13 protein-coding genes are annotated in these 15,746 nt (G+C 70.0%); 5 read left to right on the forward strand and 8 right to left on the reverse strand.

Annotated elements, in window-relative coordinates; genetic code table 11:
- The first annotated feature begins 127 nt into the window (after positions 1–127).
- Positions 128–937, forward strand: coding sequence for a tryptophan-rich sensory protein (locus N4R40_RS05260; RefSeq protein WP_261606321.1), 810 nt, complete (start codon positions 128–130; stop codon positions 935–937).
- A gap of 184 nt (positions 938–1,121) precedes the next feature.
- Here N4R40_RS05260 and N4R40_RS05265 read toward each other — a convergent pair whose 3' ends face one another.
- Both N4R40_RS05265 and N4R40_RS05270 read right to left on the reverse strand, forming a co-directional pair.
- Complete coding sequence (locus N4R40_RS05265; RefSeq protein WP_261606322.1) at positions 1,122–1,841, reverse strand: glutamine amidotransferase-related protein; 720 nt, start codon at positions 1,839–1,841, stop codon at positions 1,122–1,124.
- A 32-nt stretch (positions 1,842–1,873) separates the two neighbouring features.
- On the reverse strand, positions 1,874–2,596 hold the full coding sequence (locus N4R40_RS05270; RefSeq protein ID WP_261606323.1) for a LysR family substrate-binding domain-containing protein: 723 nt from the start codon (positions 2,594–2,596) through the stop codon (positions 1,874–1,876).
- Between the two features lie 48 nt (positions 2,597–2,644).
- Between N4R40_RS05270 and N4R40_RS05275 the strand changes: the two genes are divergently transcribed.
- Positions 2,645–3,043, forward strand: coding sequence for a DUF1304 domain-containing protein (locus N4R40_RS05275; protein WP_261606324.1), 399 nt, complete (start codon positions 2,645–2,647; stop codon positions 3,041–3,043).
- Between the two features lie 24 nt (positions 3,044–3,067).
- Here the strand turns inward: N4R40_RS05275 and N4R40_RS05280 are convergent, their stop codons facing one another.
- Positions 3,068–3,475, reverse strand: a complete 408-nt coding sequence (locus tag N4R40_RS05280) for a transferase (protein WP_261606325.1) — start codon at positions 3,473–3,475, stop codon at positions 3,068–3,070.
- A 111-nt stretch (positions 3,476–3,586) separates the two neighbouring features.
- Here N4R40_RS05280 and N4R40_RS05285 point away from each other — a divergent pair, with 111 nt between their 5' ends.
- Positions 3,587–4,243 (forward strand): YitT family protein, encoded by a 657-nt coding sequence (locus N4R40_RS05285; RefSeq protein ID WP_261606326.1) that lies wholly within the window; start codon positions 3,587–3,589, stop codon positions 4,241–4,243.
- Between the two features lie 2 nt (positions 4,244–4,245).
- Here N4R40_RS05285 and N4R40_RS05290 read toward each other — a convergent pair whose 3' ends face one another.
- From N4R40_RS05290 to N4R40_RS05305, 4 genes are all read right to left on the reverse strand, one after another.
- Positions 4,246–5,019 (reverse strand): DNA-formamidopyrimidine glycosylase family protein, encoded by a 774-nt coding sequence (locus tag N4R40_RS05290; RefSeq protein ID WP_261606327.1) that lies wholly within the window; start codon positions 5,017–5,019, stop codon positions 4,246–4,248.
- 17 nt (positions 5,020–5,036) lie between these two features.
- On the reverse strand, positions 5,037–9,668 hold the full coding sequence (locus tag N4R40_RS05295) for an ATP-dependent helicase (protein WP_261606328.1): 4,632 nt from the start codon (positions 9,666–9,668) through the stop codon (positions 5,037–5,039).
- A 102-nt stretch (positions 9,669–9,770) separates the two neighbouring features.
- Complete coding sequence (locus N4R40_RS05300; RefSeq protein ID WP_261606329.1) at positions 9,771–11,372, reverse strand: ABC-F family ATP-binding cassette domain-containing protein; 1,602 nt, start codon at positions 11,370–11,372, stop codon at positions 9,771–9,773.
- A 211-nt stretch (positions 11,373–11,583) separates the two neighbouring features.
- Complete coding sequence (locus tag N4R40_RS05305) at positions 11,584–12,246, reverse strand: alpha/beta hydrolase (protein ID WP_261606330.1); 663 nt, start codon at positions 12,244–12,246, stop codon at positions 11,584–11,586.
- A gap of 56 nt (positions 12,247–12,302) precedes the next feature.
- Between N4R40_RS05305 and N4R40_RS05310 the strand changes: the two genes are divergently transcribed.
- On the forward strand, positions 12,303–12,959 hold the full coding sequence (locus N4R40_RS05310) for an NUDIX hydrolase family protein (RefSeq protein WP_261606331.1): 657 nt from the start codon (positions 12,303–12,305) through the stop codon (positions 12,957–12,959).
- Between the two features lie 167 nt (positions 12,960–13,126).
- Complete coding sequence (locus N4R40_RS05315; protein ID WP_261606332.1) at positions 13,127–14,374, forward strand: DivIVA domain-containing protein; 1,248 nt, start codon at positions 13,127–13,129, stop codon at positions 14,372–14,374.
- A 266-nt stretch (positions 14,375–14,640) separates the two neighbouring features.
- On the opposite strand, the gene N4R40_RS05320 is transcribed toward N4R40_RS05315, so the two are convergent.
- A complete protein-coding gene (locus N4R40_RS05320) occupies positions 14,641–15,702 on the reverse strand; it encodes a threonine aldolase family protein (RefSeq protein ID WP_261606333.1) in 1,062 nt (353 codons plus the stop codon).
- Positions 15,703–15,746: the final 44 nt, after the last annotated feature.

Raw genomic sequence — 15,746 nt, forward strand, 5'->3', positions numbered from 1 at the left:
AAGTCCGGAAGCTGGGGGCGACCGGTCTTCGGGCCGGCGGATGCGGGGGCTCCGCCGGCCTCTCTTTCGTCTCCGGGGCCGTGTCAACCCCGTGGCGAGAAGACGTCGGAGTGCCTAGCGTCGAGGGATGAGTGACACACGTGTGCATCGTCCCGCCGACCTCGGCCGCCAGATCGGGGTGATCTCCGCCGTGGTCTTCATGATCATCGCCGCGATGGTCGGGACGGGACTCTTCGGTGGCACGAACGTACGCGAGCTTCAGGGAGGCGCCCTCGATTCCGACGCCACGTATCTCGCTCCGGCGACGCAGGCGTTCAGCATCTGGACGGCGATCTACATCCTGATGGTGGCGTACGCGATCTGGCAGGCGCTTCCCGCGCAGCGGAGTCGGGTGCGTCAGCGCGCGGCCGGATGGTGGGTCGCCGTCACGGCTGTCCTCAACGGCGGCTGGCTGCTCGCTGCGCAGTTCTTGAACCTGCCGATGACTGTGATCGCGATCGTCGTCCTTCTGATCGCGCTGGCCTTGACGATCCGGGTGCTGACCATCCAGCCGAGCGAAGGATGGCAGGATGCCGTGTTCCTCGACCTCACCGTGGGGCTGCACCTGGGGTGGGTGGCGCTTGCGACGGTGGCGAACGTCACCGCCTGGTTGACCGCCGAGGTCGTGCCGGCCTCCTGGGGTGATGCCGCGGATTTCTGGGGCATCGCTGTGCTGCTCGTCGTCGGGTTCATCGGCATCGCCCTTGCTCTCGGCACGAAGGGACGCCTTGCGCCCGCCATCGCCATGTCATGGGGTCTCGCCTGGATCGCCGTGGGGCGGTCGACCGGTGAGCCGCAGTCGCTCCCGATCGCGATCGCCGCAGGAGTCGTCGCCGCCGTCGTGCTTCTGGTGGCGGTGGCCATCCGCCTGATTCTGGCGCGCAGCACCCCGGATTGACCCTCGTCGAGGTTGCCCTTGCCTGTGCCGCGCATGTCCCACTTTCGGCAGGGTATGTCCCACTTTCGGCAGGGTATGTCCCGCTTTCGGCTGGTTTTCGCGGCCCAAAGCGACCATAAGTGGGACATGCCCCCGGGCCCCGGGCTCTCGGTGCCGCTCGCCAGGCCGCCGGCATCGCGGCGACTCAGTAGGTCTCGGCGAAGGCGCGCAGGATCCGGGGCGGCTCGGTCAGCGACGACGCGAGAACCTTCGCCGCGATGCGGTCGTAATCGCCGGCGGCGAAGTAGCCGTCATCGCGGTACACAGCCATGCGCTCGGTGAACGCCTCGGCCGTGGGCTCCGGGTGGAACTGCGTCGCATAGAGGCGGTCCCCGATCCGATACGCCTGCACGGGGCAATCGTTGTTCTGGGCAAGGAGGACAGCGCCCTCCGGGAGCGTGCCGGTGCCCTCCTTGTGCGCGGTCAGCGCCGTGAACGTGTCGGCAAGTCCACCGAACAACGGATCGCGGTGCCCCTCGTCGGTCAGGGCGATGCGGGCGGGCCCCGTGTCCTCGGGGTACGCGCGCGTGACCTCGCCGCCGAGCGCACGCGTCACGACACCGATTCCGAAGCACGTGAACAGGGCCGCCGTCTCGGCCGCCGCGGCGCGGTGAGCGATGCGCGCGAGGTCCGCCTCCAGCCGCTGCTGTGACGCGTTCTTCGACGATTCGGGATCGCTCACGTTGAACGGGCTCCCGCCGACGACGAAGCCGCGCCAGCGGTCCCAGGCATCCGCCGGCAACGGCTCGTGCACGAGGTCCCAGCGCTCGAGGGTCGCGTCACGCATGGCGGTGCGAAAAGACGCGAACTCGGCCTCAGCCGCACCCTGCTGCGGGCGAGCGCAGATGTAGACCAGCGGTGCCATGGCGTCGAGTCTAGGCGTGTGGATGCCGCGCGTCACCGTGACGAGTTCGCCGTACGCCCGCGGACGATGCCCACGAAGGTATCGACGAGGACGTTGTCGGCATCCGTCCGCCACGCGATCGCGACGGGAGCGACGGGACCGTCCACGAGCGGTCGCCACGCGGTGTCCTTTCGGTGGTGGAGGCGCGCAAGCGACATCGGCACGATGACGATGCCGATGCCGGTGGCGGCCAGCGCGATCGCATCTTCGGTCGTTTTGGGGGCAGCGAAGGCGGGAGCCGCCGCATCCGGCACGTGCGGGTTCAGGATCGCATCCTGCGGGACGATCACGACGTCTCCCGCGAGATCGGCGAGGTGGAGTTCGTCGGCGGCGGTCAGATGCGACTCGGCCGCGCAGACGACGACCGGCGCCTCGTCGTAGAGCGCGATGACGTTGAGGCCGTCGCGATCGATCGGCAGACGCACGATCGCGACGTCGACCGCGCCGGAGTGGAGTGCCGCGTGCTGATCGGCCGCGCTCAGCGCCACGAGGTCGAGCGGTGTCCGCGGCATCCGCTCCTGCCAACGGTCGATCCACGTTCCCGGCGTCGCTCCGGGCGTCGCGCCCAGGCGCAGCGGACCCGCGGGGACGGTCGCGACCGGCGGCGCGGGAGCGAGCTTCTTCTTGGTCGGGGGTGCCTTCTTCGCGGTCTTGCCGGCGGTGGTCCGCAGCGGTCGGCGACCGCCGCGCTGGGGTCCGCCGCTCGTCTTCGCCATGGTGTCAGCGTAGCCGCGGGTGAAAGCGGTCACCGCTATGGTCAGAGCATGGTGCCGATCATCGCAACCGTCGTCGCGGCGCTCGCCGCGCTCCTGCACGTCTACATCTTCGTGATGGAGTCGATCCAGTGGACGCAGCCCCGCGTCTGGAAGCGGTTCGGCGTCGCCGATCAGGTTGCCGCGGACACGACCAGGCCGATGGCGTACAACCAGGGCTTTTACAACCTGTTCCTCGCGATCGGCGCGGTCATCGGGCTGACGCTCTTCTGGGCCGGCGAGTCCGGCACCGTCGCCGATGTCGCCGGGCGGACGCTCCTGCTCTTCAGCCTGGGATCGATGGCCGCCGCCGCTCTTGTGCTGATCACGAGCGGCGCGAAGTACCTGCGACCGGCGCTGATCCAGGGCACGCTCCCGCTGATCGGGTTCGTCCTGTTCCTCTTCGCCTGAGGGCGGCTGAGACCGCTCGAGGGTTCAGGCGGCGAGGCGGAGGCCGCGCTGGTCTGTCGCGACCTGCTCGCCGTCCGCGATCTGCTCGTCGTCGCCGATGAGCGAGTCGCCCGCCACCCGAGCGTGTGCCCCGATGAAGGCGCGGACCCCGATCTTGGCGCGGGCGCCGATCGCGGCTCCCGCGCCGATGTGTGCGTGCGGTGCGATCTCGGCTTCCGGCCCGATGACGGCGTCGGGTTCGACCCAGACGCCGCGACCGATGTGGGCACCGGCGGCGATCTGCGCCCCGGGTTCGACGTAGGCACCCACTTCGATGAGCGCGCTCGCGTGCACTTTCGCGCCTTGCGCGATGAGACCGCGCCCGTTCGCATGCTTGCGATAGCGCAGCGTCTCGCCGTGGTCGTTCTCGATGTCGATGTAGTTCTTACCCACTGAATCCTCCCGAGAATGGAGACAACGGCGCGCCCGCCCGATTCATTCCCGCGAATGCGGACGACATCGGATGCCGGATGCCGAGTGCGTCCCGGCGAGTAGGCTCGCCGGGTGAGTACGCCCGATGCAGAGGTCGACCCGACGACCGGCCCGTCCCTGGTCTTCGACGGCAAAGCTACTGCGCACTCTGTCGCCGAGGACATTCTCGGCATCCTGACGGGGACCTTCCTCGCTTCGCTCGGGCTGCACCTGCTGCATGCGTCGGAAGCGGTGACGGGCGGAACAGCGGGCCTCTCGCTCCTGATCGGCTACGCGACGGGCTGGCCGTTCTGGGCACTGTTCGCTCTGATCAACGTGCCGTTCGCGCTTCTGGCGGTCTTCCGACGCGGGTGGGACTTCACGATCCGCACGGTCGTCTCGATCGGTCTCGTCTCGGGGGTCGCCGTCGTGCACGACCTGTACTTCCCCATCTCCGACATCCAGCCGCTCTACGGCACGCTGGCCGGCAACCTGCTCGCCGGTGTCGGGGTGCTGATCCTGTTCCGGCACCGATCGAGTATCGGCGGTATCAACATCATCGGGCTGGAGGTGCAGGACCGCACCGGCTTCCGCGCGGGCTGGACCATGATGATCTTCGACCTCCTGATCATCCTGGCGGCGCTGCTGGTCGTACCGTGGCAGAGCGTCCTGATGAGCGCGGCCGGCGCCGTGTTGCTGAACCTCGTGCTCGCGCTCAACCACCGTCCGGGCCGGTATCTCGGGCACTGACATCACGTCTGGCAGCGCGGGCACCAGAAGACGTTGCGCGTGCTCGTCGGGTCAGCTCCCAGCGAGGTGCGCAGGATCAGCGTGCCGCAGCGCCGACACGGGCGACGGTCGCGGCCGTAGACCCAGGTCTGGTGGCCGCGGCGTGCGTCACCGGTGAAGGTCCGCGGAGTGCGGTCGCGATTGGCGCGGATCATGCGCGCGCCCGTGTCGACCAGAGAGGCGGCGTCGACGGCGGTCGCCGGTGTCGTCGGGAGGATGCCGCGGACGAAGAGCAGCTCGTTGACGTATTCGTTGCCGAGTCCGGCCAGGTGTCGTTGATCGAGGAGCGCGACGTGGATGGCCCGGGGGTCCGCGCCGACGCGGCGCGCGGCTTCCGCGGCATCCCAATCGGGTCCCAGGAGGTCGGGGCCGAGGTGGCCGACGACGCGGGCCTCATCCGCCGTGGGGAGTACTTCGACCATCGCGAGATCGAACCCCACGGCGTCGGCGCCGGTGACACCGACGATCGCGCGGGCGCGGAATGCGGCGTTTCGCCACCGCTCGCCGGGCGCGTAGACATGCCACTCGCCCTCCATCTTCAGATGGGAGTGGAGCGTCATCTCGCCGATTCGCAGGAGCAGGTGTTTCCCTCGCGGGACGACCTCGCGCACGGTCGCGCCAACGAGGTCGGCGGTTGCGCTCCCCGGCACGCGGATGTCGAAGCGCGTGACCTCCCGCCCCGCGAGCGCGTCGTGGAGGCGCCGCGCGGTGCGAAAGACAGTGTCACCTTCGGGCATCGCCGCTCCCGGTGCGCTCAGCCACGAGCGGAGGCCTTCCGGAGTGTCAGTCCCCGCGCCGATTCGACGAAACCGGCATCGCGCAAGGCGCGCCCGGCCGGAGTGCCGTAGACGAACACGCCCGAGACCTGCTCGATCGTGAGGGTCTCCAGGCGCCGGTCGCGTGCGGTCTCGACGAGTCCTCGCGCCGCCGCTGCCAGCAGAGTCTCATCGTCCGTGAAGGCGAGGGCGGTTTTGCCCCCGCGTTCGAGATAGAGCACGAGTGAGCCGTCGACGAGCGTGACGAGTCCACCGGCCTTGCGCCCGGGACGGTGGGTGACCCCCTCCAGGACCGGCCAGCCGAGTGCGGCGCCGTACGGGTTCGCGGGGTCGGTGGCGGCCAGTGTGACGGCGTGGAGCGGGGCCGGGTCGGGAAGCCCGGCGAACGTGCGGAGGCGATCGACGGTGGCCGAGGCGGCGAATTGGGCGGCGCCCAGCTGCTCGATGAAGTAGCCCCGGCGGGCGTGGCCGGCATCCTCGAACCCGGCCAGCACCCGGTATGCCTGCGCGAACCCGCCCGCGGCGCCTTCGGCCTGCACAGAACCGCGAGTCAGGATGCCGTAGCGCTCGAGCAGAAGTCCCGCCGAGGCCGTAGCGCGGATCGCCGGGTCGCTCTCGGCTGCGGGCAGCATCGACCAGCGCCCGCCGATCAGTGGTGGACGCTGGGGAGCGGCCGCGCGCGGCGTCACCGCGAGTGACGTCCCGCGGAACATGCGGGCACGCGGGGCCCGACGGGTGGTCCGGTGGGCCTGCGAGCCCCCGGCCAGGAGGGCGCGGACGGGAGCGAACGTGTCGTTGGTCACGCGCCCCGTCCAGGTCAGGTTCCAGAGCGCATCGATGACAGCCTGCTCGGACTGCGCTGCCGTCATCGCGCTGAGCTGAGCGGCGAAGTACGCCCCGCCGCCGGCGAGGGCCGCCAGCAACTCCTGTTCCAGGGGGGTTTCGGGCTCGGCCCCCTCCGGCGCGGCGAGCGTCAGCGCCGCTGTGTCGATCGGGTGCAGGGCGATCCAGCCATCCCGCCCTGGGAGCGACCCGTGTCCGGACCAGATGACCTCGCCGGTCGAGGTGAGTTCGTCGAGCATGGCCGGGACGTAGTCGGTGACCCGCGACGGCAGGATGAGCGATTCCCACGCACTGGCCGGCAAGGGGATGCCGGCTAGTTGCTCGATCGTCGCGAGCGCGCCGTCGATGCCCTCGAGGCGCCGGCCGTCGGCGTGCTGCCAGATCGGCAGGAAGCGCGCGAACGCCTCGGGCGAGACCGGCTCGACCGTGCCGCGGATCGCTGCGAGCGAGCGGAGCCGCAGCCGGCGCAGCACTTCGGTGTCGCACCACTCCAGGTCGCCGTCGCCGGGTCCCGAAGCCGCAAGGAAGAAGCCGCTCGTCAGACGCCCCTGTGACTCGAGCCGTTGCAATGTCTGGCGCGCGACGGCCGCGCCGATTCCCAGCCGCTCCGCGACGTCGCCGGTTCGGAACGGGCCGTGGGTGCGCGCGTGCCGCGCGATCAGATCGCCGAGCGGATCGGGGAGCGGCTCGAGGAACGCGGTCGGGATGCCGACCGGCAGCGCGATCCCGAGGGCATCGCGGAGGCGTCCGGCATCCTCGATCGCGGCGACCCGGTCGACGCCCGCGATCGCGACCCGGATCGCGCGACGCGCCGTCACGAGCTCGTGCAGCAGGACGTCGGCGGCCGGGTCGTCGCCGTCGAGGCGGGCAGCGGTGTCGTCGGCGTCGAGGGGGCCGAGGATCCGCAGGAGATCGGCGACCCCTTCGAGTCCGCGCGCCCGCCTGGCCGGGTCGAGGCGTTGGGCCTCGCGTTCGAACTGGGCGATGACGCCCGGGTCGAGCAGCTCGCGCATCTCGACTTTACCGAGAAGCTCGGAAAGCAAGGCGGGGTCGACCGAGAGGGCTGCGGCGCGGCGCTCCGCGAGCGGCGAATCTCCCTCGTACATGAACGCGCCGACATATCCGAAGAGCAGGTCGCGCGCGAACGGTGACGGCTGGCTCGTCGTGGTTTCGACGAGACGGATGCCGCGGTCGCCGATCGACCGGGCGATCCGCAGGAGCGCCGGCAAGTCGTAGACGTCCTGCAGGACCTCTCGCAGGGTCTCCAGGATGATCGGGAACGTGGGGTGGTTCTTGGCGACCTCCAGTAGCTGGGCGGACTTCTGCCGTTGCTGCCACAGGGGCGAGCGCTTGTGGGGATTCAGCCGGGGGAGGAGAAGTGCCCGGGCGGCGCACTCCCGGAATCGCGACGCGAACAGTGCTGACCCGCCGACTTCGTCCGTGACGATCTGTTCGAGTTCGTCGGGTTCGAAGACGAACAGTTCGGCACCGGGCGGTTCTGCTTCGGCGTCGGGTACCCGGGCGATGATCCCGTCGTCGCTGGCGACCGCGGATCCTTCCACGCCGAGACGCTCTCGGATGCGGGCGTTGACCGCGAGCGCCCACGGTGCGTGTACGTGCATGCCGTACGGGGAATGCAAAATGACGCGCCAGTCGCCGACCTCGTCTCGGGACCGCTCGACCGTGAGTGTCTTGTCGGTGGGGAGGGTGCCGGTTGCTTCGCGCTGCTCGGCGAGGTAGGCGAGAAGATTGCCGATCGCGTTGTCATCGAGCCCCGAGCCGCGCAGGCGCGCGGTCGCTTTTTCGGGGAGCGCCGCGGCGACTTCGCGGGAGAATTTTCCGAGCGCTTCGCCGAGTTCGGCCGGACGCCCCAATCCGTCGCCGTGCCAGAACGGCAGTTTGCCGGGTTGTCCGAACGCGGGCAGGACGTTGACGCGGTCGTGGGTGATCTCGACGATCCGCCAACTCGTCGTGCCGAGGGTGAAGACGTCGTTCACCCGCGACTCGTAGACCATTTCTTCGTCGAGTTCGCCGACGCGGGCGTTACGTGTCTCGCCAGCGACGAACACACCGAACAGGCCGCGGTCGGGAATCGTGCCGCCGCTCGTGACGGCGACCCGTTGTGCCCCGGGACGCCCGGTCAACGTGCCCTGATCGCGATCCCACACGACGCGCGGGCGCAGCTCGGCGAACTCATCGGAGGGGAATCGGCCCGCGAGCAGGTCGAGCGTCGCCTCGTACGCCGAACGGGGGAGCGTGCGGAACGGCGCCGAGCGCTTGACCGTCTCGAACCATTCCTCGACGTCGATCGGGGCCAGCGCGCAGGCGGCGATCGTCTGCTGCGCGAGGATGTCGAGCGGGTTCTGCGGTACCGCGATCGCCTCGATCTGCCCCGCCAGCATCCGCTCCGTGACGACGGCCGTGTGCAGCACATCGCCCCGATGCTTGGGGAACAGTGCAGCGCGGCTCACCTCGCCGACCTGGTGGCCGGCGCGCCCGACGCGTTGCAGACCCGATGCGGCCGACGGGGGCGCCTCGACCTGAATGACGAGGTCCACGGCACCCATGTCGATGCCGAGCTCGAGGCTCGAGGTCGCGACGACGCAGCGCAGGATGCCGGACTTCAGCTCGTCCTCGACGATCGCGCGCTGTTCTTTCGACACCGACCCGTGGTGTGCTTTGGCGAGTTCGGGTGGCGCGCCCGCGGATGCGCCCGCCTGGGCCATCATCGCCGCCGGCACCGTCGGAGCGGCCGGCTCTCGGCCGAGCCGCTCGGCATAGATCTCGTTGAGGCGGCCGGTGAGGCGTTCGGCGAGCCGACGGGAGTTCGCGAACACGATCGTGGAGCGATGCGCGAGAACGCGGTCGACGATCGCCTCTTCGACGTGCGGCCAGACCGACCCGGTGACTTCCGTCGGGCCGGTGGAGGCGAACCAGTCGTCGTCCGCCGCGCTCTCGCCGGCGGCGGGCCCGGCATCCGATCCCGGTGGCGGCGGCGGGTGCAGCATGTCGTCCATCGGGACGACGACCGACAGGTCGAAGGCCTTGGTCGCGCGTGGCGCGACGATCTCGACCGGCGCGGAACCGCCGAGGAAGCGAGCGACCTCGTCGATCGGCCGGACGGTCGCGGACAGGCCGATGTGTTGCGCGGGCTTCTCCAGCAGCGCGTCGAGCCGCTCGAGGCTCACGGCGAGGTGTGCGCCCCGCTTGGTGGCGGCGACGGCGTGGACTTCGTCGATGATCACGGTGTGGATGCCCCGCAGCGTCTCGGCGGCCTGGCTCGTGAGCATGAGGTAGAGCGATTCGGGCGTCGTGATGAGGATGTCGGGCGGATCGGTGACGAGCTTGCGTCGATCCGCCGACGGGGTGTCGCCGGAGCGGACACCGACGGTGAGCTCCGGCAGAGGGTCGCCGAGACGCCGCGCCGACTGGCCGATGCCGACCAGTGGCGAGCGGAGATTGCGCTCGACGTCGACGCCGAGGGCTTTCAGTGGAGAGATGTAGAGCACGCGCGTGCGCGGGGCGGCATCCGTGTTCTTCTTCGTCTTTCTCTCGACCGGGGCGTCGCGCTGATCGTGGAAGACCCGGTCGATCGCCCAGAGGAAGGCCGAGAGTGTTTTACCCGAGCCGGTCGGGGCGACCACGAGAGCATGTTTTCCCCCCGAGATCGCCTCCCAGGCGCCCGCCTGGGCTGCCGTCGGCTCGGCGAAGGCGCCGCGGAACCAGTCCTGCGTGGCAGGACCGAACCGCTCGAGCACATCGGCCATCCCCCCATCTTCGCGCGGCCCACCGACATCCGGGCGGCCATCTCCCTCCCCGCCCCGCTCCTCGGTCGCAATTCGCGGTCGCGTGCGACCGAGGAACGCCGGTCAGGCGGGCGCGGGCGCCGCAGAGAGAGCGCCGTCGCGGAGTTCCAGCACGAGGTCGAGCGGCAACCGCGCAAGGAACCCGTCGTCGTGGCTCACGATCAGCACGGCGCCCCGGTAGGACGACAGTGCGGACACCAGCTGGTCGACCGTGTCCAGATCCAGATTGTTCGTCGGCTCGTCGAGCACGAGTAGCTGGGGTGGCGGATCAGCCATCACGAGACATGCCAGAGCAAGCCGGAACCGCTCGCCTCCGGACAGTGCCGCGGCCGGCCGGAGCACGACGTCGCCGCGCAACAAGAACCGTGCCAGCCGGTTGCGGAGCATGACGTCGCCGACCTCGGGCGCGGACTGGCGCAGGTTCTCGAGCGGCGTCGCCGTGTCATCCAGGACATCGACCCGCTGCGACAGATACCCGATCCGGTCGGTGTAGGACGTCGCGCGCAGATGCCCCGCGGCGATTCCCCCGTCGACCAGGTGCTCCAGCAGTGTGGTTTTTCCGGCACCGTTGGGCCCGATCAGGGCGACGCGCTCCGGCCCCTGGATCACCCAGGAGTGCTCGTCATCGCCGAGCGAGGCGATCCGGCGGCCGGGTGGGACATCGGGATCGGGCAGGTCGATGCGCACCGTGGCGTCATTGCGCACCCGGCGCTCGGCAGCGTCGAGGATGGTCCGTGCCACGTCCTCCTTTCCGGCGGCTTCGATCCGGAGCCGGCCGGCCGACTCCTGCGCGGACCGCTTTCGCGCGTTCATGATGATCCCGGGTGCACGCTTCTCGGCCGAGGCCTTCCGGCCCATCGCGGTGCGCGCGGCGAGCACCTGCTCCTGATGGATGCGGTCTCGCTTCTCCCGGCGCAGGTCTTGCCGCGCGGCACTCTCGGCCTGGGCGGCCGAAGCCTGCTCGGCGTCGAGCCACGCGCGCCACTGCGAATATGGCCCGCCGAACGTCGACAGCGTGCTGCCGTAGAGCTCGGCCGTATCGTCCATCAGCTCGAGAAGCGACGTGTCGTGGCTGACGACGATCAGGGTCCCCCGCCAGGTACGGACGAGCTCGGCCACACGGGCGCGCGCATCACGGTCGAGATTGTTCGTCGGCTCGTCGAGCAACGCGATCGGCGCTCCGCGGAGGCGCACTCCGGTGATCGCCGCCAGCACGCCTTCGCCACCGGAAAGTTCACCGATACGCCGAGTGAGCGTGTCCGGGGGCAGTCCTGCTTCGGCCAATGCCGCGACCGCGCGGGCTTCGATATCCCAGTCGTCGCCGACCGCGTCGAAGTGCTGCGGCTCGACGTCACCCGATTCGATCGCGCGGATGGCGTCCCACACGGGCGCGATCCCGAGCACCTCGACGATGCGTCGGTCCGTGTCGAGCGGCAGTCGCTGCGGAAGGAGGTCGACGATGCCGGTCGTGCGCACCGTGCCGGATGCCGGCACCAGCGCGCCGCCGATCACGCTCAGCAGTGTCGACTTGCCGGCGCCGTTGCGGCCGACGAGTCCCGTGCGCCCGGAGCCGAACGCGCCCGAGACATCCCGGAGAGCGGTGGTGCCGTCCGGCCAGGTGAAGGTCAGGCCGTCGAGAACGACGGCGGGGGAATGGATGGACATGCGGTGCCTCCCGAGGATGGGGACGCGCAGGCACGACGGACACCGGAAAGCCCCCGCGAAGGCGGCGCGTCGACGGGTCTACGCGAACAGAACAGGCGCAGACCGACGTCATCTCCCGGATGCCGGGCACAACGGATCAGCGCACGATCACAGCGCGGACGCGTCGAGCTTCACCGGCATTTCCTCACACTCGGGACAAGACCGGTCGATTCTACTCCGGCGCCGCTTTCGCCGCGAGGCGCTGGCGGAGGAACAGGACGACGTCGTCGAGCTCGTCCTGCGAGACGCTGTGCGCAAGCCCGGGGTAGACCCGGCCGCTGAGATCCACATGGCCGGGGAGCCACTGGCTCGTGTGTGCGATGCGTTCCTCCGGGATCACCTCGTCTCGAGCGCCACGCCCCCAGAACACCGGCGGGCGTACCGCGGCCAGCGCGGCATCCGTCGGGACGGGCTCGTCCGCGACGAACCCGGCGAGGGCCACCGCGAAAGCGAACCGGGTCGGTTGCAACCGCAGGGCCTGCAGGGCGATGACGGCACCCTGCGAAAAGCCGAGCAGACCGATGGTCGGGCCATCCGTCTGCTCGTCGAGCCAGGTCAACAGGCGTTCGGTCGCTGCCGTCACGGCCTCGCCGCGGCGCGCGTGGAGTCCCTCGATCGGGAACCACGACCAGCCCGGCGCCGGGAACGGAGGCGAGAGCGGAGCCCGCACGGCCGCGATGACGAACTCCTCAGGCAGGAACGACGCGAGGCCGAAGAGGTCTTCCTCGTGAGATCCGTACCCGTGCAGGAGGACGAGGAGCGGCCGCCCCGCGCGCTCCTCGGGCGGAACGGACCAGAGGACGGCGTCGGCATCCAGGGGTGGCACCACGATCATGCGAACAGTCTGACAGGCACCTCCGACGCCGCGGTGGGCTGAGGTATACATGAGGCATGGCCGTTCGCACCCCCGACCCCGATCCGAACGAGCGCGACGACGACGGCGCGGAACGTGATCCGTTGCGCGGCTATGGGCGTGCGGGACACCCCGACGGGGACGGCTCCTTCGGATCGCCCGCCCCCGGCAACGCCGGAAACCCGGGGTGGCTCACCGAGATCGAGCTCACCGAAGCGCGCCGGCGGCTGCCGATCCTCTACGTCGAGGCCGTTCCCGTGCGTACCGACGGAATGGGCGCGGTGACGCATGTGGGCGTCCTGCTGCGGTCGACGCCCATGGGTGAGATGACACGCACGATCGTCAGCGGCCGGGTCCGCTACGGCGAGACCGTGCGCGACGCGCTCTTCCGCCACCTCGAGAACGACCTCGGCCCGATGGCCTTCCCGCTGCTGCCGCCGCAGCCGGTGCCGTTCACGGTCGCCGAGTACTTCCCCATGCCGGGGCTCAGCGCCTATCACGACGAGCGGCAGCATGCCGTCTCGCTTGCGTTCGTCGTGCCCGTGACCGGGACGTGCGAACCGCGTCAGGATGCACTCGAGGTGACGTGGATGTCGCCGGAGGAGGCAGCATCCGACGCGCTCGCCGCCGAGATGGAGGGCGGGCGACTGACGCTCCTGCGCCTCGCCCTGGCGAGCGTCGGCGCGCTGCGCTGAGGAACTGGTCCGACGCGGCTTCGACGAGGCGGGGAACGCCCTTGCGTCGCGCGTGATTGTGCGGACTCCGGTGTCCGGTATCCTTCGATCGTCGACGGACCCGCGCCGGCATCCCCCCACCCGGGGTCGTGTTCCCGCCACGGCCCCCGCGCGAACCGGAGACCCCTGTGTCCGATGTGCATTCCTCCCGTGATGAGAACTCCGATGCGTCGCCGTTCGACGAGCTGATCGCCGGCGCTCCGGCGGCATCGTCGGGGGCTTTCACGACGACTTTTCGCGGCTACGACAAGGCCGAGGTCGACGCCGCGATCGCCGAGCTGACCGCCCAGCGCAGCGGACACGGCGATGAAGTCGCGAAGCTCACCGACAAGTACCGTCGCGCGGTCGCCACGATCAAGACCCACGTGGCGACGATCGAAGCGCTCGAAGACAAGGCGGCGTCGCTCGAGGCCGATCTCGCGGTCGAAGCGGCCAAGGTCAGCAACGCCGAGGACAAAGTCTCGACCCTCAGCGCCGAGCTCATCGGCGCCGCCGACGAGTCCTCGAAGGGGCGCGAGCGCTTCGAGGAAGTGCTGCGCGTCGCCGAGGAGCAGGCCAGCGTCATCATCAAGAACGCCAGCGTACAGGCCGATCGGCTCCTCGAAGCCGCGCGCGAGGAGATCGCGACACGGCGCGCGGACGCGCAGGCCGATAGTGACACCGTCCGCACTCAGGCCGAGACCGATGCGCAGCAGGCGCGCCTCCGCATCGACACCGAGTTGACGGCGCACGAATCGCAGCTCGAGCGCGAGGCGGCGCATGCGGCAGAGAAGGTCGCTCAGGCCCAGCAGGAAGCCGCCGCGATCCGCACCGAGGCGGAGAAGGGCGCTGCGGCGCTCCGCGCGCTCGTCGCCCGTGAGAGCGAGCAGATGCGCGCCGAGGCGGAAGAGGCGGTCCGCGAGCAGCGGATGCGTGCGCTCGAGTTCGAGGAATCCCTCACCCGGCGGCAGGATGACGCGCAGCAGGAGTTCCTGATGCTGCACAACCAGGCTGTCGCCCACGCCGAGCGCATCACGCAGGATGCCAATGACCAGGTCGCCGCGTCGCTGGATCACTCCCAGCGGATCACCGCGAAGGCCGACGACTTCGACAAGCTCATGCGCGCCCAGTCGCAGCAACTCGAAGCCGACGCGAAAATGCGTTCGCGGGAGATCCTCGAGCGCTCCAGCGTCAAGGCGCAGAAGATCATCGACACGGTGACCGAGCACTCGCAGTCGGTCCTGCGCGATGCCGAGGACCGGACGCGTCAGCTCCGGTGGCAGCAGCAGCAGCTCACGAGCTTCATGTCCGAGGTCAAGGAGCTCATGCGCGCCGAGTCGGCCGCGGCCGCGGCGCCCACACCCGAGCCCGAGCCTGCCGACGGCACCGGCGACTGATCGCGCCGAGCGCGCGGAGGGCACCGGCGACTCGCGGCTGAGCCGCATGGTCGCTGGTGCGTATGGTGTCCGCTGTTGCGCGTGGGACGCCCAACACCTCACGCGCCATACGACTGAGCCACCACCCGTCGCGACCGGCCGCCGCCCCGCGGACCGTATTCAGTCTCCCCGCGATGACAGCGGGCACGCGAGGCGGACTTTCCGCGGCACGGCCGCGCCGTGAGGTGCGGGCGGACTGAATACCGACCGGGGTGCGAGCCCCGGGGTCAGGTGAGGCGCGCGAGCTCCGCGACGAACGCGTCCACGTCCTGCTCGGTCGTGTCGAACGAACACATCCAGCGCACTTCGTTCTTCGCCGCGTCCCAGTCGTAGAACCGGAAGGCCTCGCGGAGCTGATCGGCGACACCGTCCGGCAGGGTCGCGAAGACGCCATTGGCCTGCGTCGGCTGGCTGAACGTGACGCCCGCGATCGTTCCGTCGGCGAGTCCCGCTTGGACGCCGGCACGCAACCGCGCAGCCATCGCGTTGGAGTGCCGCGCGTTGCGGAGGTAGAGATCGCCCTCGAGGAGAGCGATGAGCTGCGCCGAGACGAAACGCATCTTGCTCGAGAGCTGCATGTTGAGCTTTCGGAGGAAGAGAAGACCCTCGGATGCCGCGGGATCGAGCACGACGACCGCCTCGCCGAGCATTGCCCCGTTCTTCGTGCCCCCGAAGCTCAGCAGGTCCACGCCCGCGTCGGTCGTGAACGCCCGGAGCGGCAGGTCGAGGGCGGCGGCCGCGTTCGAGATCCGCGCTCCGTCCAGGTGCAGACGCATGCCCCGCGCGTGCGCGTGATCGGCGAGTGCCCTGATCTCATCGGGCGTGTAGAGCGTGCCGAGCTCGGTGGACTGCGTGATCGAGACCACGAGCGGTTGCGCTCGGTGCTCGTCGCCCCAGCCCCATGCCTCGCGGTCGACGAGCTCGGGGGTGAGCTTGCCGTCGTCCGTGGGAACGTTCAGGATCTTGATTCCCGCCACCCGTTCGGGTGCGCCGCCCTCGTCGACGTTGATGTGTGCAGTGGATGCCGCGATCACCGCACCCCAGCGCGGGAGCATCGACTGCAGGCCGACGACATTGGCTCCCGTGCCGTTGAACACCGGAAACGCCTGCGCGCTCTCGCCGAAGTGCTGAGCGAAAACCTCCTGCAGTCGCGCGGTGTACGCGTCCTCACCGTAGGCGATCTGGTGCCCGTGGTTGGCTTCCGCGATCGCCGCGAGGACCTCGGGGTGGACGCCGGAATAGTTGTCGCTCGCGAAGCCGCGCACGGCGGCATCATGCAGTGTGGTCACGTCGTCCAGCCTACGAGCCCTCGGTCGGTTACGAATGTCCGAGC

The organism is Microbacterium memoriense (genome assembly GCF_025398275.1).
Lineage (GTDB): Bacteria > Actinomycetota > Actinomycetes > Actinomycetales > Microbacteriaceae > Microbacterium > Microbacterium memoriense.